The sequence below is a fragment of the Nocardia sp. NPDC050710 genome (genome assembly GCF_040654375.1).
Taxonomy (GTDB): domain Bacteria; phylum Actinomycetota; class Actinomycetes; order Mycobacteriales; family Mycobacteriaceae; genus Nocardia.
In genome coordinates this window covers 125,782-147,091 of sequence record NZ_JBFAHV010000021.1, presented here as the reverse complement: position 1 = coordinate 147,091, position 21,310 = coordinate 125,782, and the positions used below count along the sequence as shown (strand labels likewise).

The following is a 21,310-nucleotide window of genomic DNA, read 5'->3' as shown; positions in this document are numbered from 1 at the left end:
CGGCCCCAACGGATTTGAGTGTCAACGGCATCGTAGAGGCTGCCTTCGCCAGCGGTCCTCTTCTGCGAACTGTCAGCCGAAAACCGGCTCGGGGCCGTACGACGGTGACCAGGCTGATCAAAACAGACCGGCGAGGTGAACCGCCCCGACTTTCCGGCCGCTTCCTTCTCTGTGGAGGATGTGGGCCATGCCCAAGCGTTATCCGATCGAGCAGCGTGAGCGTGCGGTGAAGATGGTGCTGGACCGACTGGAGGGGTATCCGTCGGCGTATACGGCCTGCCAGGCGCTTGCCTCGAAACTCGGCGTCCATGCCGAGACGTTGCGTGTCTGGGTGAAACAGGCCCAGATCGACACCGGCAAGGCTCCTGGTGTGACCAGTGCCGAGCAGGCGCGGATCAAGGAACTCGAACGCGAGGTGCGAGATCTGAAGGAGGCCAACGAGATTCTGAAAGCGGCCTCGATTTTCTTTGCGCGGTAGATCGACCCGCGCCGCCGCCCGCTCGATCCGGGTGCTCTCGGGCCAGGTCGCCGAGCTGCGTCCGGCGTATCTGCCGCCGGACCCGGCCTCGCGCACGGCGTATGTCGCAGGCGAGATCGCCCAGTGCGATTTCTGGTTCCCGCCGATCGAGTTGCCGGTCGGGTTCGGACAGGTCCGGGGCCCGAAACAGCTGCCGGTGCTGACCATAGTGCTTGGCTATTCGCGGTGGCTGATGGCGCTGCTGATCCCGACCCGGCATGCGGAGGACCTGTTCGCCGGCTGGTGGGCGCATATCCACCGGTTGGGCTCGGTGCCAAAGGTTTTGGTTTGGGACGGTGAAGGCGCGATTGGCCGCTGGCGCGGCGGACGCAGCGAACTGACCACCGAATGCCAGGCATTCCGGGGGACGTTGGGTGCGAAGGTGATCGTCTGCAGGCCCGCCGATCCGGAAGCGAAAGGCATGATCGAACGGGCCCACGACTACCTGGAACGCTCGTTTCTTCCGGGCCGAACCTTCAACGGCCCCACCGATTTCAACACACAACTGGGCCAGTGGCTGGAGTTGGTGAACGCCCGACCGCGGCGGGCGTTGGGCTGCGCACCAACCGATCGGATCACCGCTGACCGGCAGGCGATGTCGATGTTGCCGCCGGTGGCGCCGGAGACCGGCTGGCGGCGGTCGGGTCGACTGGCGCGTGACCACTACATCCGTTTGGATTCCAACGACTACTCGGTGCATCCGGCGGTGGTCGGGCGCCGCATCGAGATCGTTGCCGACCTCGACCGGGTCCGGGTGTTCTCAGGCGGGCGGGTCGTCGCCGATCACGAACGGATCTTGGCATGGCATCAAACGATCTCCGACCCCGATCACGTGGCCGCGGCGAAAGCGTTGCGGCGCAGCCGCATCGGCGTCCTGCGGTCGGCGCCCGAGCCAGAGGTCGAACAGCGGTGCCTGACCGACTACGACACCGCTCTCGGGGTCGACCTCGACACCGAAGGCGGGGTGGCCTGATACCCGGCCGAACCAGAACAACCACCAAAACATCTGCCACGACACGTCGGGATTTCACCGCCGAGCTGAACTTCCTCACCCGCGCGTTGAAAGCGCCGTCGCTGCGGGAGGCCGCCGAACGGCTGCCTGAACGCGCCCGCGCCGAAAACTGGAGTCACGAGGAATTCCTGCTCGCTTGCCTGCAGCGGGAGGTCTCCGCTCGTGAGTCCCACGGCGGCGAAGGCCGCATCCGATCTGCTCGCTTCCCCTACCGGAAATCATTGGAGGAGTTCGACTTCGGCCACTCGCGTGGCCTCAAACGCGACGTTATCGCCCACCTGGGCACATTGGATTTCGTCACCGCGAAGGAGAACGTGGTCTTCTTGGGTCCGCCCGGCACCGGCAAGACCCACCTCGCGATCGGGCTGGCGATCAGAGCCTGCCAGGCCGGGCACCGGGTCGCGTTCGCCACCGCCGCCGACTGGGTCTCACGCCTGGCCGAGGCGCATCACGCGGGACGGTTGCAGGCCGAGCTGATCAAGCTCGGCCGCTACCCGCTGCTGGTCGTGGACGAGGTCGGCTACATCCCGTTCGAGAACGAAGCCGCCAACCTGTTCTTCCAGCTCGTCTCCTCGCGCTACGAACGAGCCAGCCTGATCGTGACCAGCAACAAGGTCTTCGGCCGCTGGGGCGAGGTCTTCGTTCTGGGCGTCGACGACTTCGCCCTGCGTCGCGGGCACCATTACGGAACGATCCTGATAGATATGCAGACCCGCCGCCCGATCGAGGTACTCGGCGATCGGACCGCCGAGACCCTCGCGGCGTGGTTGCGAGCCCACCCGGGCGTGGAGATCGTCTGCCGGGACCGGGCCGGTGCCTACGCCGAGGGCGCTGCCGCTGGAGCGCCACAGGCGCTGCAGGTGGCCGATCGATGGCATATCTGGCACAACCTCGGCGAAGCGGTCGAGCGCACAGTGGCACGTCACCGCGCCGACCTGGCCGCCGCGACCGCCGATCCCGAGTCACAGAACCGGCCCGACATCACCGAGATCGCCGCCGGAATACATTGCGGGCCTGTCGCGCCCGACCAACGGCAGGATCGCACAGCGGTGCGCACTCGACAGCGGTGGGCACAGGTCCATGCACTGCTGGCTGAGGGCACGACGATCCGCGCGATCAGCCGCGAGCTCGGGCTGGCTCGCGGCACCGCGCGCCGCTTCGCCCGCGCTGAATCGGCCGATGAGCTGCTGGTCCACAACCGCACCGGATACCGCATCAGCCTGCTCGAGGCATACAAACCCGACCTGCATCGACGGTGGAACGAGGGCGGTTCTGGCCCACTTTCCGTGACGAAAGGTGTTGTGCCACAGAACCACAGATCTGGCGTCATCGTTGCGCGGCCGTGAGAAGCACGCGTTTGCGTAGCAGTGGAAGGCCAGCCCTGCCGAACATCTGTCTCTTGATCATTTTGATGTGATTGACCCATCCCTCGACCGGACCGGAGTTCCAGCGCATGGTCAGACCGGCGACGTGCGCCGGTGTCGGAGCGAGGCGGGCGCAACCGGCCAACGCGCGCTATTCGACCCAGTGGGACCGTGATCCGGCTGGATGTCGTCCTGCTGGCGGCCCGCTGCTGCAACCGCTCGGGCCGGGCTACTTCAGTAGTTCGATGACCGGTGCGAATCTCTCCATAGCCGGTTCCTGCACAGTGAAATACGTGATTCCGTGGCGCTCGCGGAATTCGCGCACGTTTTCGGCGATCTGCCGAGGAGTGCCGACCATGACCGTGGGGGTGGCATCGATCTGGTCGTCGGTGAATCCGGGCAGAAACGCGCGCACCTGTTGGCCAAGGGTGTCGCGTTCGGACGGGGAGGCCACGCCCCAGATGGCGACGTTGATTTCCACCTGATCGTGACGCTCACCGAGCAAGCCGCGCACGTACTCGGCGCGTTCGGCGAGCGTGTCCGGGTCGGCGGCGGTCGGCAGCCCGGATTTCGCGGGCACGGCACCGGACAGACTCACCACATCGGCGTGCTGAGCGGCCATGCGCAGCAACCGTTTTCCCCATCCGGCGATCAGCAACGCCGGGCCTTCCGGACGCGTGGGCGCCGGCCGGTAGCCGGGGTCGGCGTAGAGCTTGCGCATGGTGAGCACAGTCTGCTCGACATGGTCGATGCGGGCGCCTGCGCCCGCGAACGGTATTGCGGCGGCGTCGAATTCGCCCTCTACGTATCCCGCGCCCAGCCCCAGCTCGACCCTGCCCCCACTGAACTGGTCGAGTGCGGCGATATCGCGAGCGAGCAGCACCGGATTGTAGAACGGCGTGTTCAACACGAAGGTGCCCAGCCGAATTCGCTCGGTAGCCTGCGCCGCCAGCAGTAACGTCGGCAACGGAGCCAGCACACCGAGGTGATCGGGCACCGCGAGTACGTCGTAACCGAGCATCTCCGCACGGCGAGCTTGACTTACCCACTTCGAAGGCGAATTCGGGAACGCAATGTTGACCCCGAAGCGAAAACCAACCATGTCTCGTTTCTACCACCACCCGCGCAGTCGACACCGCACCAGCGTCTCGTCGGCAGCGGACCCGGACCACTCGGCAAGGCGGACACCACGACGCACTGCAATGCCGCTGGGCACTCGTTGGTCGACTGTCCGAAATCTGGCTCGGATCGATTGGGTGGCAAGGCCCTTCGCTCGCAGCCATGGGGTTGCGGCGGGTACTCGCACGGGGGCCGCGGCTCCAGACCTGATCACGGAAAGTTGGCCAGAACCACGAGGGCTGCACCAACGCAACTCAGCTATTCGAGGAGATCAGGGCGCACGGCTATCGGGGCAGCGAGAAGATGGTGCGCAACTACCTGCAGCCCTTCCGTGCCCTTGCGCATATCCCGGCCCCGCCACCCAAGCCACCGACCGTTCGGAAAGTCGTCAGCGGGATCATGACCAACCCCGACGCCCTCGCTCCCGAGCATCGGGCCCGCCTCGACGCGATCCTGGCCGCCAGCCCGCAACTTGCCGCGTTGACCGGGCATGTCCGCGATTTCGCCGAGATCATGGCCCAGCGGCGCGGGCGAGATCTCGAACAGTGGATGACCGCCGTCGACAACGATGACCAGCCAGCCCTGCACTCGTTCGTCCGAGGCTTGCGCTGCGACCAGGACGCGGTCACCGCCGGGCTGACCATGTCCTGGAGCAGCGGAACAGTCGAAGGGCACGTCAACCGCATCAAGATGCTCGACGGCAGATGTTCGGCCGCGCGAAAACCGACCTTCTCAGGAAGCGAATCCTGTTGAGCGACTGAATATCCCGGCATGCGAATCACGAAATTTGTGCCCGATCCAGCATTGGCGCGGTGTTGACACCCCGTGCTACCGAGACGTTGGGAGGGGCTTTTGCCGACTATCTCTGGTTACGTCATGTGGTGGCATCCCGAACGAGTGAGCGCGATGCAGCGGCTGTTGGTGGGACACGTCGGGTTGAAACACGGTCGGGTCTGGGTCGCCGACGATGGTGACGCGGTGGCGGGTGTGGACGCATCCCGACACGGACGGGGCTGCGGCTATCGGCGCAAGGCAAGGGTTTTGGTGAAGCCGTCGTATTGCCCGGCATGCAAGCCGCCGAGCAGGCCGGTGTCCCTGCGTTTCTGGAAACCTCGGATGAGCGCAACCTACGGTTCTACCGGCGGCTCGGCTTCGAAGTGACTGCCGAGGTGGCCGCGACGCACGGGCACCTGACCTTGCACCGCGTGCGCGTCTGTGGTCATGAAGCCCCAACCTTCGGGAGGTAGCCGGGTTCAAGAATGAGTCGGCGGAATATGGAAGCGCTCGTGATTGTGGAAGCGGCCGTGGTCATGAATGCAACTGGGGTCACTGACGCGCGACCCGTTGCGCACGCGCGTCTTCTCATCGATGCAAAAGCCGTCATCCCGAGTCGGCGGCGCCTCGGCAGTCGCCGTCACCGCGCTCGGCGCCCCGATCGCCGCGGCAATCAGCGCTACAACCAGGGTGCGGCGTACCGGCGCGGCAGTCGCGGGAATTGTTCGCTCCATTGGGTTCCTTCCGTTGCGGGATCTCACACCGTTCTATCAGCGCACGCAGCATGGCAACACCCGCCGATTCCAGGGGCGACTCGACGGTCATCGACCGCGGCCCCTTCCTCATCGACCGGTCAGATCCCGTTCCAGTACGGCGAGTTGGGCTCGCACCTGTGCGTACAGCGACGAATCTCGTTCCAGCGAAGCTGGATAGTCCGCCCACGTCGCGGCCGTCTACGGAGGCTATCCACCAGCCGAGGATGGCCGGGTCTCGAGATTTGAGGACGGCGGCGCGCAAGCGAGCACGGAGGGATTCGCGGACTCAGACGACGTCGGGTGCGCGGGAGGTGGGCAGGAGTTGGTCTCGGTAGCGGCTGATGGCCGCGGCCTGCGCCGCGACTTCGACGCTGTCACTGCGGGTTTGACGCTGCCCTGGAGCAGCGGATCGGTCGATGGACACGTCAACGGATCAAGATGATCAAACGCCAGATGTTCGGCCGAGTAAAACCGGGTCTACTCCGGAAGCGAATCCTGTTGAGCGACTGAACAAATTCGACCGCCAGTATCACGAAAATTGTGCCTGATCCAGGATTCGCATGCCGTTGACATATTGACGATTCCGCTGACACCGGGGGGATCCCGCAAGGCGTCACCACAACTGGAACCGCGTCGTCGACACCGCTGTGTTTCTATTTCGCCCCACGGCGGCAGATCGGTCGAGTAGTTGAATAGTTGCTGCCCTGTGCCCGGCTTGTGCGGGATCAGGGCATCGACTGATCGGTCGGGTTCGGTTCGGGTGGGCGTCGTGGCGAGGGCAGTGCCATCGCGAGCTCCCCCCGTCGGGCGGCCCGCCACCACCGCTGTCCGGAGTTGACGGCACGCCGGATCTTGCGCACAGTGGGTACCTGTGTGAGCAGGTGTAGCTGATATCGCCACGGCATTTGTGGTCCGTGCCGAGCTGCCATCGCATAGGCGAATTGCACGGCGCTGCGGTCGAGATACCGGTCGGCGTGTTCGAACCAGACCATGCTGGTACGGGCGGCGGCCTGTATCGGGCGCAGCGCAGCACGCCGCTGCGCATCGTAGTTCTCCAGCGCGTCGGACACCTCGGCATGCTCGTACAGGTTCTGTGCGAGCACGACGGCGTCGACGATTGCCAACCGGGTGCCCGAACCGATGGTGAAGTGCGTCGTGTGTGCTGCATCGCCGAGCAGCACCACGTTGTCGTGATACCAGGTCTTGTTGGTTACCTCGGGAAAGCGGCTCCACCTTGCGAACTCGCCTCGTGTCTTGCTGATCAACGAGTGACCGTCGAGAAGGCGCGTGAATATGTTCTCCAGAACACGCAAGTTCTCCATGTTGTCCAGGGAATCGAATCCCAGTCCATGCCAAGTCTGCGGTTGACACTCGACGATGCAGGTGCTGATTTTTTCGGCAACCGACGGGTAGGCATGGAACCAGATCCAACCGGCCGAGGTGTGTTCGAAGGCGAAGGTAAATCGGGTGAAGACCTTGTCCGTACCGAGCCAGATATATCGATTCTCGCCGAGTGTGACGGACGTGCTGAAACGATGGTTACCCAGCTGCCGTACCCGGCTGTTCGCGCCGTCGGAGGCGACGATGAGATCAGTGTCGTCGAAGCCGGACAGATCGTGGACCTCTCGGCTGTGCTGGACATCGACGCCCAGGTCGCTCGCCCGTCGGGAAAGTACGTCGAGCAATGCCGCGCGCCCCATGCTGAACCCGTAGCCCCCGAAATGTGCGGTCTGGTTGTCGCGCACATGGATTGCCTGTTCACGCCATAGGACCGACCCGGCACGTACCGCCTGGGCGCTGTCGGGGTCATTCCGATACAGAATGTCGAGCAGGTCGTCCCAGTACACGACGCCCCAGCCGTAGGTGGATCCGGGGGGATCGCGGTCGATCACCGTGATGTCATGGGCCGGGTCGCGCCGCTTCATCGAAATAGCGAAGTACAACCCGGCCGGCCCGCCACCGATACACACAATCTTCATCTCGTCACCAGCTTCAGCCCGGTTGGTCGAACCTGGCTTCACATGATCGGTACTCGATGCAATTGAGCCCGGCACGCTGTGCGTGTCCGGGCTCAGTCACCGGCGCTAGCGGCCCCAGCCGCCCCAGCCCCAGCCACCCCAGCCCCAACCGCCCCAGCCCCAGCCACCCCAACCCCAGCCACCCCAACCGCCCCAACCCCAGCCACCCCAACCCCAACCGCCCCGGCCACCCCACCAGCCGGGATTCCATCCCCAGCCGGGGCCGTGACCCCAACCGGGGCTGTCGACGAGTTGGGTTGCAGATGTGGGCGTCGTTGCGTGCGCGGTAGGCGCTTGCGCCGCGGCTGCGACGACCGGAACCGCAGCAACTGCGGCTATACCGGCAGCGGCCGCCAACCGGGCGACCTTCGTGTGTGAATTCTTTCTCTCGGTCATGATAGGGCTCCAAAATGCTGTCCCGACCTGCCCGAATTCTACGCGGTTTCGCCGAGCTCTAGAAGTCGGCGCGTTGACTCAACTATAATGCCCGCCACATTCCCGACCGTTGCCCAACCCGAGGATGCCCGCGTACTCCTTGCCGGAGGGAGCCGGTGGCGAAGGTCGCAAAAGGGCGCGACTAACGAGCGTCGACGGAGCGGACCCAAGGCCGTGACCGACTGGACTCAACCCGACGTGGCAGTCGGTGCTTACCGTGCATGTCGCAATGAAATGCCGTTGGCGGTGATGCGCGTCGGCGAGCGGGATTGTCCGGATGTGGTGAGGGTGAGATGCGACTAAAATTCCGGTGATGGAGCGACGCAGCGAGGCCGCACGAAGCCGTCGCGGAGGTGATCGCCGGTCGCCGTTCGACCGGTTCGTCGAGCAGGTCGAACTGCGAGTGAGTCAGGCTCCGTTCTTCTTCGTCTGTGCGGGGATCGTCGTGGCGTGGCTGATCAGCTTGCCATGGTGGACGGACCTCAAGACTTGGCAAGTTGCCATTCATACCGTTGCGAGCGTTTTCACGCTGCTGTTGGTGGTGCTGCTCGAGAACTCCAGTCGCCGCGCAAGCGAGGCCGCGCAAGAGAAGCTCAATGTCATCGCCGAGGCGCTGGCGGCGCTGCTGGCGTCATCCGCGTTCAACGATTCCGAGCTTCGAACGGCCGCGGAGCGGCTGCGGGAAGCTGTTGGCCTCGAAGAGCGCCACTGAAATGTGGTTGTACGGGGATTCACCGGCGGCCAAGTCCGCTGCCCAATGATCGGGGCCCGTCATCCGCGACTTCGCCGAACATCACAGAACCCACATGCGGCAACTCCGCGGTGCCGCTGTCAACGCATAGTGAAAATCCCGATCCTGCACTCGATCTGCCTATAAGCCCGGAAGGTCAGCCCGGGAAATCTGGTACGCGGTGAGTTGCCGTGACTTAGCTAGCAAGATCGAGAACAATGCCGCCATGACGGTGGCGGCGATCGGCGGATTGACAAATCGGCAGGATGATCGCGCATACGACGCGACGCCGCGCGAACGATTTCGGCCCGACATCGAGGGGTTGCGGGCGGTCGCCGTACTCGCCGTTGTGCTTTTCCATGCGAACATGTCCGGGTTCGAGGGCGGATTCGTTGGTGTCGATGTCTTTTTCGTCGTTTCCGGCTTCCTCGTTACCGGAATTCTCTTCCGGGACGCGGCTGCCACCGGCAGTGTCGGGCTGATCCGATTCTACGGAGCGCGGGCCCGCCGTCTGCTGCCCGCGGCGGGCGTCGTGCTGGTCGCCACCGCGATCGGCGCGGCCGTACTGCTGCCGCCGCTACAGGCTCGACAGGTGCTCGGCGATGGGATCGCCAGCGCCTTGTACGCCGGGAACTATCGGCTCGCGCTGCGCGGCACCGACTACCTTGCCGTCGACAGTCTTCCTTCGCCGTTTCAGCACTTCTGGTCGCTGGGTGTGGAGGAACAGTTCTATCTGTTGTGGCCCGTGCTGATAGCCGTCACGGCCTGGTTCGCGCGGCGGAGCCGGATCGGATCGGCCGCTCGGTTCCCGTACCTGATCGTTCTCGCGGTTGTCGCCGCGCTCTCCTTCGCGATCTCGCTGATGTCGACCCGCGCGCTGCCGTCGTGGGCGTTCTTCTCACTACCGACGCGAGCATGGGAGCTGGCCGCGGGCGGCATGATCGCGCTGCTGGCCGGCGCGTGGTCCCGGCTGCCGAAATCGGTCGCCGCCCCTGCCGGATGGATCGGGCTCATCCTCATCGTCGCGGCGTGTTCCCAGCTGAACGGGAAGACGCCGTATCCGGGCACCGCGGCCATGCTGCCCGTCCTCGGTACTGCCCTGGTGATCGTATCCGGTTGCGTCGACACACGATTCGGGGTCGGTCGAGGACTGGCGCTGCGTGGAATGCGGGCGATCGGCCGCGTCTCGTACTCCTGGTATCTGTGGCACTGGCCTGTACTACTGCTGGCGCCGCACGTGCTCGGGCACCAGCTCGGACCGGGCGGCTCGATGGGCGCGATCATGATGGCGGGCGGACTCGCCATGCTCACGTTATGGCTGGTCGAGAATCCTGTCCGCCTCGCCGCCCCGTTGCGAACGTCGGCCGCGCGCAGCCTCGCCTGTGGCGGCGCGATCACGGCGGTCGCCGGTGGTGTGGCACTGACGCTGCTCGTGCTCATTCCCGCCCCGGTCGGGCGTGGCGCGGCAGCCGCGGCGCTCACGCTCGCCGCGCCCGCCACACCGGCCACTCCCGGCGCCGACCCGCGCGACGCGGTGCTCCGGCAGCTGACGGTAACGACCCAGGACGCAGTCGCCGCATCGGCCGAAATCCGCGCTGTTCCTTCGAATCTCACCCCCTCGCTCGCCGACGCTCCCGGCGACAAGGCAAGCGTCTTCCTCGACGGCTGCGTGCGATCATGGCGTGATCTGGGACAGGCCGAGTGCGCCTCCGGCGATCCGGACGCAGCCACCACAGTGGCCCTGGTCGGGGATTCCCATGCGGCGATGTGGCATCCGGCGTTCGAGCTGATCGCCGCGGCACGGCACTGGCGGCTGGAAACCATGGCCAAGGTCACCTGCCCGCTGCTCGACCTACCCATCACCAGCCCTTATCTGGGCCGGGAGTACACCGAATGCGAGCAGTGGCGCGGCCAGATCCTGACCCGGCTGGAGGCCGAACGTCCCCGGCTGATCGTGCTGAGCATGTCCCGGCGCTACGGCGGCGACTTCGGCTTCGTCTCCTACGACCAGGCCTGGGTCGACAGCCTGAACCGCCTGGTCGGTCGGCTGCGAGCGACCGGTGCGGCGGTCCTGGTCCTGGGGTCGATCCCCGATCCGCACACCACCGTGCCGGTCTGCCTGTCCGGACATCTCGACGATGTCCTGGCATGCACGCCGACGCGGCCGGTCGCGATCGACGACGCGGGTATCGCGGCCGAGCAGGCGGCGACTATCGGCGCCGGCGGCCAGTACGCCGATCTGACCTCGCTGTTCTGCACCGCCGCCCGCTGCCCCCTCATCATCGGCGACAACCTCGTGTACCGCGACGACAATCACCTCACCGTCAGTTACGCCAGAACGCTCGGACCGGTCATCGGCGCACTTGCCGACCGTGCGCTCGCCACTGGTTGAGCGGGCCACGCGGGTCCGAGCGGGGTCCTGCGATCTGGCCGCCGGCTGATCAGCGGAAGGCGTCCGCGTGGGCTACGGCCCACTGTCCGAAGGTGCGCGGTGCCCGGCCAGTGACCTCTTCCACCGTTGGGCGGACGATGGATTCATCGATGGCCCCGTTCACGTAGAAGTCGAAGGAGGCGTCCACGTACTCGATCGGAGTGGTTCGGAGCATCTCGGCGCGGGCCTAGTCATCGGTGAGGCCCTGGCAGGTGAGATCGCGGCCGGTGGCCTCGGCCAGCATCGCCACCTGCTCGGTGGGTGTGAGTGGCTCCGGTCCCGTGGGCCAGAGGATTTCGCCGTGACGACTGTTTTCGCGCAATATGGTGGCGGCGACGGCACCGAGATCCTGTGGATCCAGAGAGGCCGTACGGACCTCGGGGAACGGCGCCCGAATCACGTCCCCATCGCGCAACTGGGGGAGCCAGCGCAGAGCGTTGGAGGCGAAGGCACAGGGCCGCAGGATGGTCCACGCCGCACCGCACTCGGTGACCTCCCGCTCGGAGGTCATCATGTAGCGGGTGATGGCGTTGGAGGTGTCGCCGGTACCCGCGGAAACACCGGAGAGTTGCACGATGTGCTCGACACCCGCCTTCGCCGCCGCCTGGGCGACACCCTGGTAACCGGGCAGCAGGAACAGCGCGCGCACGCCCTCGAAATTCAGTGTCTCTGGTGAGGTGAGATCGCCAACCACGGCGTCTACCCCTCGGGGCACAATGGCTGGCTGGGGATCGCGCACCAGCGCCTGTACGGGCTCGCCGGCTGTGGCCAGGGCTTGCACAACTTCCGCGCCGACATTGCCGGTCGCTCCTGTCACGAGAATCATTGCGCCAATTCTTGTAGCACCCAAGAGATTTCGCGTCGACCATTGCAGGTTCCTGCAGGCAATCGTGCAGCTTGTTCTCTTCCGCCTTCGGTCGGCGGGTGGCCAGGATGTGCGGTATGGATCGCCTGGATGGCACCGACACTTGCGCGCGCATGGCCCGGTTCCGATCTTGTGCGTTCCGTGGATGACTGAAGGATCAGCGGTGTAGTGATGAGAGCGGCGTCGGGCGACGGCGTTCGAAAGAGGAGTCGAGTCCATGAAGGTCGAGTTCGACAGCGACGGTGTGAAACTCACCGGAAATCTGTTCTTGCCCGTCGGCCGCGATCGGGCGCCGGGTGTGGTGGTGGCGGGACGTGGACCAGCGTCAAGGAATTGATGGCCGACCGCTACGCTCAACGCCTCGCCGAGCAAGGCTATGCGGCTCTGTCGTTCGATTTCGCCGGCTTCGGCGAATCACAGGGCGAGCCACGCGATGTCGAGAACTCGGCACGGAAGGTTCGCGACATCCACCACACGGTGAGCTTCCTGGCCGGGCACCCCGCCGTCGACGGTGATCGGCTGGGCGCGCTGGGCATCCGCGCTGCGGCAATGTACATGTCCGACAACACTGCTCACGATATGCGGGTGAAATCACTGGCGCTGGTGGCGCCATGGCTGCACGACGCGGCGATCTGTGAGCAGGCCTACGGTGGGGCGGATGCGGTCGCCGCCAAGATCGAGATCGCACGCGACGCGCGGTCACGATTCGACGAGACCGGCGAGATCGACTACGTGCCGGTGGTCAGCGCCACCGACGAACGCGCGGCCATGCCCTACGACATCGACTTCTACCTCAACCCCGCCCGCGGCGGAATCTCGGCCTGGCCCAACCGTTTCGCCGTCATGTCCTGGGCCGACTGGCTGACCTACGACGCGATCGCGCTGGCTCCGCTCATCGGACAGCCGACCTTGCTCGTACACAGCGAGGACGCCGCCATCCCGGATGGCGCGCACCGCTTTCACGCCGGACTGCCCGGACGGAAGGATATTACTTGGACCCAGGGCACCCAGTTCGACTTCTACGATCAGGAACCCCAGGTCACCGTCGCCGTCGATGCCGTCGCCGCCCACTTCGGCCGGACCCTGTGAACCTGCCGACCGGAATGCCCTCGCTACCGAATATCGCCGACCGGGTCGTCCTCGCCCGGCCGCGGTAGGTCCGATCCTGATAGGGAAGACGCACATGGAGATTCGCCACTTCGAGGCCGCCGATCGGCAGGAGCTGCGAGAGTTGTTCACTCGGGCGAGCGAGGGCTCGCCCGTCGCGTCGCTGTGGAGCGATCCGGAATCCGAGGCGTCGATCTACCTCGATCCATACCTGGATCTGGCACCCGAGTCCGTGTTCGTGGCCGTCGCGGGAGGCAAGCTCGTCGGATATCTGACGGGCTGTCTGGACAGCTCGAAGTTTCCCAGCGAGGCCGAACGGATCGAGCGGGCCATCCGCACCTACCGGTTGTTCCTGCGTCCGACTCCGGCCAGGTTCTTCGGCCGTGCCATGGTCGACACCCTCGCCGCGGCGATTCGCCGCCAGTCGACCGCGGGTGATTTCCAGGACTCGCGCTGGCCCGCGCACCTGCACATCGCAGTGGCGGCCGACGCGCGCGGAACCGGCGCCGCCGCCGCTCTCATGGACCGATGGTTCGCCCGGCTCGACGAGAACGGCTCGCCCGGCTGTCATCTTCAGACTCAGGTCGAAAATGTGCGGGCCGTAAGGTTTTTCACCCGTATGGGGTTCACTCCGATCGGTTCGGCCCCGCTGATTCCCGGAATGCGCTACCAGGACGAGCGAGTGCACCAGCAGGCCATGGTCCGGCCGGGTGAGCAGATGTAGGGACGCATGGGACGGCAGAAGGCTCGCGGCGGGTCAGAGCCAGTTGCGTTCCTTGGCAAGCAGGGCGGCCTGGAATCGCGTGCGTGCGCCGAGCCGGTCCATCAGGTCGGCGACATGGGTGCGGAACTTGCGCGCCGAGACATTGAGCGCGCGTGCCGCCGATTCGTCGGTGTCATGCGGGCGATGGGACACATGCCGTCGCACTTCATTTACGACATCGGCATCAGTTGACCGGTGACCGGCCGATCTGAGACGTCGCCGGTTCAAGACCGCTCGAGTTCGTGATGCTCCTCGACCGTTCACATGCGCAGGTCGATTCGGTGATATGGCTCAGAACAGAGCGTATTCGGACTTCGCACTTGATCGCGTCCGGTCGATCCTTTCGCACCATTGGTCGTGCAGTGTTCTCCAGTCTTCGGCGGCGGTGCGGATCCACTTCATTTCCAGCTCGCCCGCAGCCAAGGCGGGTTTCTCCCTTTCGAATTCGTTATCCGCGTGTGCGGCGCGGTCGACCAGTTCGCTCCAGCGATTGAAATCCTGATGTAGTGCGTCTTCGACCTTCTTGTGCATTGCAGCTCCTTCGTGGCGGTAGTGATCTTGTGAATCGATTTCTCGGACAGGAGGATCGGGTTCCGGCAACGTGGTCGGGTAGTGCAGACCCGGGGAGAGCCGCTGAGGCTCGCCGATGCAGACGTTCTGATGTTGTGGAAACGCTCAGCTGTTCGGCAGCGTCACGCAATCGCGGCCACCGTGTCGTTATTGCTGTCCGCCGCGGTGTCGCGGGGGTCGATCTTCACTATGGTGACGAGAGGGTAAGCCTGCGGGTCGCGAGCCAACTGCGGACTTCTGCTCGCCGACCTCATGGGCAACTCGCGGGACGTGCGGTCGTTTCGACCTAGCGCCCTACAGGGCTGCCGACCTCCCTGGCCGTCTTTTTGATATCAGCTTGGTCACAGTTTACGCACATTCGGTTAACTATGTATAGGGGGAATGTCGGAGCCGCTGTAGAAAACCGCAGGTGCGCCACCGCTCCGTCGCGTATCCAGCGAGTTTGCTGGTGCCGCGTCACGCAACTTTCGGTAGGTAATCGGGGCGCCGGATCTTGGAACCGACGGCGAAGTCGCGGACAGGTCCGGCGTGCTGGTCGCGTCAGCGGATGAGGTCACGGATCACCGCATCCTGCTGGTCGTGACTGCGGTGATCCGTACCGTTCAACGCGAAGTGGCGCAGGGCGGCGAACTCGCATCCGATGTGGTTCAGCCACGACGAGTGGGTCGCCGGGAACAGCGGCTCGACCTGGTTGGCCAGCGCACCATTGGCGCACTTCACGGCGCTTATGGGCCGAGTAGCTGTCGAGGATCGGGTACAACGTCTCACCCGGCCAGCGAGCCCGCAGCGCCTTCTGGCGTGCGCAAACACGGTCTTCGTGGGTCTGGCAAGAGGTGGTCGACCAGTAGCTGCCGCAGCATCGCGTGCACGCCACCGGACGAAGTCGGTGCAGGCGGTGTGGATGACTCACCAGCCGAGTTGGGGTGCGGAACGGGTCTATGACGAATTTGCACCTCGAGCGACGGACTGCTCGAACGGGCTCGGCTGCGAATCAACCCGAGTTGATCGAGCGGGGGATGGAGTCGGTTGGCGCGTCCACGGGAACCGCAGAGGCGTTCGACCAGTGCCCTTCAGCTCCTGCCCTCGAGCGTGGCCTGCAGGGCTGCTCGGGTCGGTGTGGGTTCGATACCGAATTTCTTGGTCGCGGCCGTGGAGTCCACCACGAACGGACGGTCGAATTGGTAGCGCAATTCGCGTATTTCACGGGCGTCGGCGTTGAACAGGCCGGCGGCCCACAGCAGTGCCGACGGCATGCGGCGGACTCGTGCCGGGGAGGCGCCCGCGAGGGTCGCGGTCATGTCGGCGAGGGCGCGGACCGACATGGGAGCGGCGGTGGGCGCGTGCCATGCTCTGCCCCAGGAGGTTTCGTCATCGGCCACCGCGGCGAGGGTGCGTGCCATGTCGTCGATGGCTGTCCAGCTGTGTGGTGCGTCGGGGTCGCCGGGGAACAGCGCGGTCTTGCCTGCGGTGGCGGCTGGCAAGACCACGGCTGTGAAGGTCGAGTTGGCTTCGGCTCCAAGGTAGTCGGATCCGCGCACCTCTGCGGTACGAATGCGGCCCGCCTGATGCGCGGCCAGGGCCTCGTTCCACAGATCGGCGCGCAACCTCCCCTTGGCGGAGTTGGGCCGCAGTGGATGGGATTCGTCGACCGGACCGTCGAATTCGCCGTAGCCATAGAGGTTTCCGACGGTGAGCAGTGGCGCGCCGGAGGCTTCCGCTGCGCTGATCGCGGCGTGGATGAGCGGTGGGAAACCGGTGGCCCACCGGGCGTATTCGAGCCCGGCGCAGTGATGGATCGCGGTCGCTCCCGCACACTGAGCGGTGAGGGCCGCGGCGTCGGTGGCGTCGACCCGGATGCGCGCGATGCGTGGATGCTCGGGTCCCGATCCGCTGCGGGTGAGAAGGCGAACGTCGTCGCCCCGCTCGGCCAGCAGTAGAGCGGTGGCCGAGCCGACGGGTCCGGCTCCGACGACGACGTGCAGGGACATAGCGGTCCTCGATCCTGTTCAAGTGTTCCGTTCCGAGAACATCGTTCTCACGATGCTTTCACCGTAGATGCCGAGGTCGAAGGCTGTCAAGAACAGTGTTCTCGAAACCATCGACTGTTCTCTTATTGGTTATATGTTCTCTACACTGGCGGGTATGTCCGCCCCTTCACTACGCGCCCGTGTCCGCACGGAAATGATCGAGGAGATCAAGGCCGTCGCGCGCCGACGTCTGGCCGTGGACGGGGCCAATCTCTCGCTGCGCGGCGTCGCCCGCGATATGGGCGTCGTCGCGTCGGCGCTCTATCGGTACTTCCCGAGCCGCGACGACCTGCTCACCGCGCTGATCATGGAAGGCTACGAATCCCTCGGCGCGGCGGCCACTTCCGCCGCAGCGGCAATCTCGGAGGACGACTTCCGAGGCCAATGGATCGCCGCCTGTACCGCCGTTCGCGACTGGGCGCTGGCCCACCCGACCGAATACGGCCTGCTCTACGGAAGCCCGGTCCCTGGCTACAGCGCCCCGCAAGACACCATCCGCCCAGCCGCGACCGTCGTTCTCCTGCTCGCCGACATAGCGACAGCCGCGACAGTCGCCGGACGCATCGACCCCCCACCCCTGGCGACGGTTCTCCCCGCACCCGTCCGGGCGGACCTACGGGCGCTGATCAGGCAACGAGCGCAGGCCGAACAACTCACCGGCGACCTCTCCGAGGAAACACTCGGCCGCGTATTCACTTCCTGGACACAACTTTTCGGTTCCGTCAGCTTCGAGATCTTCGGCCGCCTCGAAGGCACCATCGAAGCCCGGGCCGACTACTTCGACCATCAGATGAACCTCATGGCAGACCTCGTCGGACTACCGAACGCCTAGAACTCTGAAGGCCGGTACACCTGATAAGGACGGGGCTTCGGTTTCGTTATGCGAGAACCGGATCGGTTCAGCGCGGACTACCGTCAACGGATCATTAGCCATGCCGCACGCGCTCTCGTCAATCATGTTCAGGTTCTGCACGGCCTTGTCGGTGCCGATGGTGACCGAGGATCTCCCGCACCGTCGACATGCGCGACTACACCCGAACCGACCTCGATGCCATCGCCGACGAACTCGAGTACTCCGGGTCTCGCCGGGTGGCTGTGGGTAGTGGTCGAAGGCGTTGTGAACCGGAGTCCTTGCCAGCCTCCACTCTTCGATGGAGGTCACACGTTTCCGCCATCGTCGGACTGCGCGTGCCGGGATGAGCATGCCCTGCGAATCTGGGCGCCGAGTCCCGCCGCTACCGAGTCGAAAGTTGCCGCCCTCAGCTCACAGTGTCGCTGGCGGAAGCGTTGTGGCGACGGAACCCGGGCATGAATCGGTTGGTCTGTGCCTGGTAGTCGCGGTAGCCCGGCCGCTTCTGCGCGCTGTAGTACTCGGCCGGGACAGCGCCGGTGTAGAATACGAGACACCAGTACATGATCAACGACAGCGCGAACAGTCCTATGCTGGCGCCGATCGCCGCGACGGGCGTGAATTCGTCGAATGCTCGGCCCAGCACCGGCAAGCACAGGACGATGATCGCGTTCCATTGCATCCATTGGAAGAAGTAGTTGGGGTGTCGGCTGTAGTTCCAGAGTCCGACGTCGCAATGCCCCCGCCTATTCGTCGTCGACATCGACCGGACGAAACGAAGTTTCTGAAGGTCGGCGACTGACTCCAGCACCCACGACACCGCCCACAAGATGATGCCTGCCGCTGCGACTGCGCTTATTCCGGCACCGTCGATCGCGATCACCAGCGCTGCCGGTACGGCCATGACGGTGATATTCGAGATTGCCTGGACCAGGATCTCAGCGACGATGTCGAGCCGCTCGCTGCCTAAGGTGGCCTTTGCCCACCGCTTTCGCTGGAACCGATAGCGCGGCAGCTCATTGTCGAGTTCGCCGTGGCGCCAAAGGGCGAGTGCGGCGATACCCATGCGTCCGCCCATCACCAGGAAGACGACGGCCACAGCTATGGCGAGCGGGGATCTGTCACTCATCGCGAGCGTCAGGACGCCGAGGGCAACGAGCCCCCAGGGCCACGCGATGTCGACATAGGACATCCGGAGAGTGCGCCACCCCGGGATGCAAGCAGCGCCAACGAAGATGACGAACTGGACGCCGAGGTTCACCAGCAGGAAATCCCGCAGTGCTGACTCGGTGAGCATGACGCCGAGGACGACCAGGGAAGCGAAGGATGGGAGGGCGCGGTTCGCTAGTCCTCGCGCATTGCTCGATGGGGACGACATGCGCAAACGGTAAGATATAAGTTGGTAACTTGCAAGTGGTGGTACTAGCCTTCTGATTGTGACCAGAGCCAAGACGACGCCACGGCGAAGCCAAGCCGAACGACGAGCGGAGACTCAGGATCGGCTGCTCAGGGCGACGGTATCGATGCTCGTCGAGCAGGGGTTCGTCGCGTTGAGCGCCGCAGCGGTGGCCGCTCGTGCTGGTGTCAGCCAGGGCGCGATGCAGCACTACTACCCGACGAAGGTCGCGTTGGTTAAGGCCGCTCTCGAGCGCATCGTCGAACGCTACGTGGCCGATGTGCAGGCCGAGGTCGGCCCGTTGCCGCCGGGCGCCGGGAGGTTCGAGGCACTGCTCGACTTGCTGTGGGAGGTCCACAACCTGCCGATAAACCGTGCACTGCTCGAGCTGTACGCCGTTGCCCACAACGATGCGGATCTCGCCGACGTCGCGGCCATGCTGGCGAACCTCGCGACTACCGCCGTCGGCGATCTGGCTGGTGAGCTTGTTCCTGAGGTTGCGGCGCGAGACGGCTTCCACGAATGGTTGCTCACCACCCTCGCGACGTTGCGCGGTACCGCACTCCTGGCGGTACCCGGAGCCGAACAGGCCCACCTGGACTGGCCCACACTTCGTGACCGGCTGACGGCCGCACTCCCGTCACCGCCGTAATCGGATTCCGCGCGCATCAACAACGCGGCCACCGCACCGACGGCCACGTAACCCGACCTGTTGCCGGAATCATGTTCCGCGGTAGGCCAGCCGACGGCGGCCATGACCCGATCGATATCGGCGCGCGACCAGTGGCCGGGGTCGGCTCCGAGCACAGCCGGAAGGACCTCGCCTAGCAACGCCAGCTCCGCCCGGCGGCCCCAGTTTCGCGCCCACCATGCCTCGAAGCTCTCGCTGCGCCGCGATCGACTGGGAGCATTGCACCCTGTGATGACCTGGGGAGCTGCGACCGTCCGCTACTGCCGATGAGCGAGTTGAATTTCACGAGCAAGCAAACAACTGGTGAACTCGGCCATTGCATGCCCCCTCGAACGCCGAATGCCCCAGCGTACGAGCCTCAACTGGGACAATGCAGGCTCAGGCAGGAGGTACAGGCGATGGCCGATCCGCCGATGGACCGGGTAGCGTTGGCCGCCGAGTTGGAGCGAGCGCGCACGGACTTTCATCGACTGCTCGCCAGCGTGCGCGCAGACGAGTGGAACGCGCTGTCGAGCGGAACGCGCTGGACCAACGAGCAACTGCTGTTTCACATGGTGTTCGGGTACATGATCGTGCGGAGACTGCTGATCCTGGTGCGCGTAGTCGGTCGGCTGCCCGACCCCGTGGGCCGTGGCTTCGCCCGCGTCCTCGACACGGCGACACCATCGTTTCATCTGGTCAACTACTACGGGTCCTGTCTGGCGGCGCGGTACTACAACCGGCGGCGCATGGGCGCCGAACTCGACCGCGTCATCGATGCGCTACAGCGATCACTCGAACGCGAGCGTGACAGAGACTTCGCGCGGGGGATGCACTATCCGACCAGGTGGGATCCGTACTTTCGTGACTACATGACCCTCGCCGACATCTACCGCTATCCGGGACAGCACTACGACCACCATCGCCGACAACTGACCCTCGCCGCGCTCACGTGAACGGACGAACCAACGAGATCCGTTGTCAGTGGACGGGGCTGCGGCGTTCGAGGAAGACGGTGTCGCGCCAGACTCCGTCGAGTTGGGCGATGCGTTCGCGCACGCCGATCGTGCGGAAGCCCGCGGAGTGGTGCAGGGCGATGCCGACGCGGTTCTCCGGGAAGATCGCTGTCTGTAGTGTCCACAGGCCCGCTGCGTCGGCGGCGATGACCTGCATGTGCAGGAGGGTCTTGCCGATGCCGCGACCGCGCATGCCGTCGGCGACGTAGACGGAGTTCTCGGCCACTCCCCAGTAGCACTCGCGCGTCGACACCGGGTTCAGTGCTGCCCAGCCCGCCACGGCTCCGTCGATCTCGGCGACCCATCGATGATCCGGAAGCCACTGTGTGTCAAGGGATTCGCGGCTGGGGACTTCGGTTATGAAGGTCGCGTTGCCGGTGGCGATCCCTTCGCCATAGATGCGCAGCACATCGTCCCAGTCACCGTCGGTCATCGCACGCACGGTCACATCGGCGGGCAGATCCGCCGGGCAGCACGGGCGCGGGGTGAGTACGCCCATGACCGCGTCGGCGGCGTGCGGCAGGCCGGTGCAGCAGGCCGAGTTGATCATCACCACGGTGGAGGTGCCGTTCTTGTGGACGTTGACGAATCCGACGTCAGCGAGTTTGCGGACGTGATGGGAGACCGTCGGCTGCCCGATCCCCAGCGCCGCGGCCAACTCGCCCACGGTGACCCCGGCCGGGCGGCTGGCGACCTGGTGCAGCAGCCGCACCCGGCTCGGGTCGGCCAGGCAGGCGAACCATCCGGCGTAGGTGGTCGCGTCGTCGGTCGACAACGAGTCGGGCTGCCGGGCGTCGATGGTGCGTACGACCGGCATATCCAGGGATGTCATGCCACCCACTATATCGACGTTCATCGATGGTTGCACTTCATCGACGTTCGTCGATACAG

At 65.3% G+C, this 21,310-nt stretch carries 22 protein-coding genes and 2 pseudogenes; 12 read left to right on the top strand and 12 right to left on the bottom strand.

Features of this window, described 5'->3' with window-relative positions; translation table 11 throughout:
- Positions 1-187 precede the first annotated feature (187 nt).
- From AB0H61_RS29435 to AB0H61_RS29420, 4 genes and pseudogenes are all read left to right on the top strand, one after another.
- Positions 188-478 (top strand): transposase, encoded by a 291-nt coding sequence (locus AB0H61_RS29435; protein ID WP_357310751.1) that lies wholly within the window; start codon positions 188-190, stop codon positions 476-478.
- Positions 479-497: 19 nt separating this feature from the next.
- Positions 498-1,490: pseudogene (locus AB0H61_RS29430) on the top strand (DDE-type integrase/transposase/recombinase); the annotation flags it as partial.
- Positions 1,490-2,170, top strand: a pseudogene (istB, locus tag AB0H61_RS29425) (IS21-like element helper ATPase IstB); the annotation flags it as partial. The pseudogenes AB0H61_RS29430 and istB, both read left to right, overlap by 1 nt.
- Before the next feature lie 3 nt (positions 2,171-2,173).
- Positions 2,174-2,875, top strand: coding sequence for a transposase (locus AB0H61_RS29420; RefSeq protein WP_357310799.1), 702 nt, complete (start codon positions 2,174-2,176; stop codon positions 2,873-2,875).
- A gap of 247 nt (positions 2,876-3,122) precedes the next feature.
- Here the strand turns inward: AB0H61_RS29420 and AB0H61_RS29415 are convergent, their stop codons facing one another.
- Entirely contained in the window at positions 3,123-3,995 is an 873-nt protein-coding gene (locus tag AB0H61_RS29415; protein WP_357310749.1) for a TIGR03621 family F420-dependent LLM class oxidoreductase, read from the bottom strand.
- A gap of 320 nt (positions 3,996-4,315) precedes the next feature.
- Between AB0H61_RS29415 and AB0H61_RS29410 the strand changes: the two genes are divergently transcribed.
- Positions 4,316-4,765, top strand: coding sequence for a transposase (locus AB0H61_RS29410; RefSeq protein WP_357310747.1), 450 nt, complete (start codon positions 4,316-4,318; stop codon positions 4,763-4,765).
- 500 nt (positions 4,766-5,265) lie between these two features.
- Here AB0H61_RS29410 and AB0H61_RS29405 read toward each other — a convergent pair whose 3' ends face one another.
- The 3 genes from AB0H61_RS29405 to AB0H61_RS29395 form a co-directional block, all read right to left on the bottom strand.
- Positions 5,266-5,520 (bottom strand): hypothetical protein, encoded by a 255-nt coding sequence (locus tag AB0H61_RS29405; RefSeq protein ID WP_357310745.1) that lies wholly within the window; start codon positions 5,518-5,520, stop codon positions 5,266-5,268.
- Positions 5,521-6,266: 746 nt separating this feature from the next.
- Positions 6,267-7,520 (bottom strand): FAD-dependent monooxygenase, encoded by a 1,254-nt coding sequence (locus AB0H61_RS29400; protein WP_357310743.1) that lies wholly within the window; start codon positions 7,518-7,520, stop codon positions 6,267-6,269.
- A 105-nt stretch (positions 7,521-7,625) separates the two neighbouring features.
- A complete protein-coding gene (locus tag AB0H61_RS29395; protein ID WP_357310741.1) occupies positions 7,626-7,955 on the bottom strand; it encodes a hypothetical protein in 330 nt (109 codons plus the stop codon).
- A 352-nt stretch (positions 7,956-8,307) separates the two neighbouring features.
- Between AB0H61_RS29395 and AB0H61_RS29390 the strand changes: the two genes are divergently transcribed.
- Positions 8,308-8,706: a low affinity iron permease family protein gene (locus AB0H61_RS29390; protein ID WP_357310739.1), complete on the top strand. Its 399-nt coding sequence runs from the start codon at positions 8,308-8,310 to the stop codon at positions 8,704-8,706.
- Between the two features lie 244 nt (positions 8,707-8,950).
- Positions 8,951-11,116: an acyltransferase family protein gene (locus AB0H61_RS29385; protein WP_357310737.1), complete on the top strand. Its 2,166-nt coding sequence runs from the start codon at positions 8,951-8,953 to the stop codon at positions 11,114-11,116.
- 49 nt (positions 11,117-11,165) lie between these two features.
- Here the strand turns inward: AB0H61_RS29385 and AB0H61_RS29380 are convergent, their stop codons facing one another.
- A complete protein-coding gene (locus AB0H61_RS29380; protein WP_357310735.1) occupies positions 11,166-11,330 on the bottom strand; it encodes a hypothetical protein in 165 nt (54 codons plus the stop codon).
- Between the two features lie 12 nt (positions 11,331-11,342).
- Complete coding sequence (locus AB0H61_RS29375; protein WP_357310733.1) at positions 11,343-11,981, bottom strand: NAD(P)H-binding protein; 639 nt, start codon at positions 11,979-11,981, stop codon at positions 11,343-11,345.
- A gap of 375 nt (positions 11,982-12,356) precedes the next feature.
- On the opposite strand from AB0H61_RS29375, the gene AB0H61_RS29370 reads away from it, so the two are divergent.
- Positions 12,357-13,109, top strand: a complete 753-nt coding sequence (locus tag AB0H61_RS29370; protein ID WP_357310731.1) for an alpha/beta hydrolase — start codon at positions 12,357-12,359, stop codon at positions 13,107-13,109.
- A 94-nt stretch (positions 13,110-13,203) separates the two neighbouring features.
- On the top strand, positions 13,204-13,851 hold the full coding sequence (locus AB0H61_RS29365; RefSeq protein ID WP_357310730.1) for a GNAT family N-acetyltransferase: 648 nt from the start codon (positions 13,204-13,206) through the stop codon (positions 13,849-13,851).
- Positions 13,852-13,884: 33 nt separating this feature from the next.
- Here the strand turns inward: AB0H61_RS29365 and AB0H61_RS29360 are convergent, their stop codons facing one another.
- From AB0H61_RS29360 to AB0H61_RS29345, 4 genes are all read right to left on the bottom strand, one after another.
- Positions 13,885-14,043, bottom strand: a complete 159-nt coding sequence (locus tag AB0H61_RS29360) for a hypothetical protein (RefSeq protein ID WP_357310728.1) — start codon at positions 14,041-14,043, stop codon at positions 13,885-13,887.
- A 138-nt stretch (positions 14,044-14,181) separates the two neighbouring features.
- The gene (locus AB0H61_RS29355) at positions 14,182-14,421 is read right to left on the bottom strand and encodes a hypothetical protein (protein ID WP_357310726.1); all 240 of its coding nucleotides are present in this window, start codon (positions 14,419-14,421) and stop codon (positions 14,182-14,184) included.
- 579 nt (positions 14,422-15,000) lie between these two features.
- Positions 15,001-15,180: a hypothetical protein gene (locus tag AB0H61_RS29350; RefSeq protein WP_357310724.1), complete on the bottom strand. Its 180-nt coding sequence runs from the start codon at positions 15,178-15,180 to the stop codon at positions 15,001-15,003.
- 350 nt (positions 15,181-15,530) lie between these two features.
- A complete protein-coding gene (locus AB0H61_RS29345) occupies positions 15,531-16,448 on the bottom strand; it encodes an NAD-dependent epimerase/dehydratase family protein (protein WP_357310722.1) in 918 nt (305 codons plus the stop codon).
- Positions 16,449-16,602: 154 nt separating this feature from the next.
- Between AB0H61_RS29345 and AB0H61_RS29340 the strand changes: the two genes are divergently transcribed.
- A complete protein-coding gene (locus AB0H61_RS29340) occupies positions 16,603-17,319 on the top strand; it encodes a WHG domain-containing protein (RefSeq protein ID WP_357310720.1) in 717 nt (238 codons plus the stop codon).
- 427 nt (positions 17,320-17,746) lie between these two features.
- On the opposite strand, the gene AB0H61_RS29335 is transcribed toward AB0H61_RS29340, so the two are convergent.
- Positions 17,747-18,715: a DUF1295 domain-containing protein gene (locus AB0H61_RS29335; protein WP_357310718.1), complete on the bottom strand. Its 969-nt coding sequence runs from the start codon at positions 18,713-18,715 to the stop codon at positions 17,747-17,749.
- A 58-nt stretch (positions 18,716-18,773) separates the two neighbouring features.
- Here AB0H61_RS29335 and AB0H61_RS29330 point away from each other — a divergent pair, with 58 nt between their 5' ends.
- Together AB0H61_RS29330 and AB0H61_RS29325 are read left to right on the top strand one after the other, a co-directional pair.
- Positions 18,774-19,385: a TetR/AcrR family transcriptional regulator gene (locus AB0H61_RS29330; RefSeq protein ID WP_357310716.1), complete on the top strand. Its 612-nt coding sequence runs from the start codon at positions 18,774-18,776 to the stop codon at positions 19,383-19,385.
- A 437-nt stretch (positions 19,386-19,822) separates the two neighbouring features.
- Positions 19,823-20,359, top strand: a complete 537-nt coding sequence (locus AB0H61_RS29325; protein ID WP_357310713.1) for a DinB family protein — start codon at positions 19,823-19,825, stop codon at positions 20,357-20,359.
- 25 nt (positions 20,360-20,384) lie between these two features.
- Here AB0H61_RS29325 and AB0H61_RS29320 read toward each other — a convergent pair whose 3' ends face one another.
- Complete coding sequence (locus AB0H61_RS29320; RefSeq protein ID WP_357310712.1) at positions 20,385-21,251, bottom strand: metalloregulator ArsR/SmtB family transcription factor; 867 nt, start codon at positions 21,249-21,251, stop codon at positions 20,385-20,387.
- Positions 21,252-21,310 lie beyond the last annotated feature (59 nt).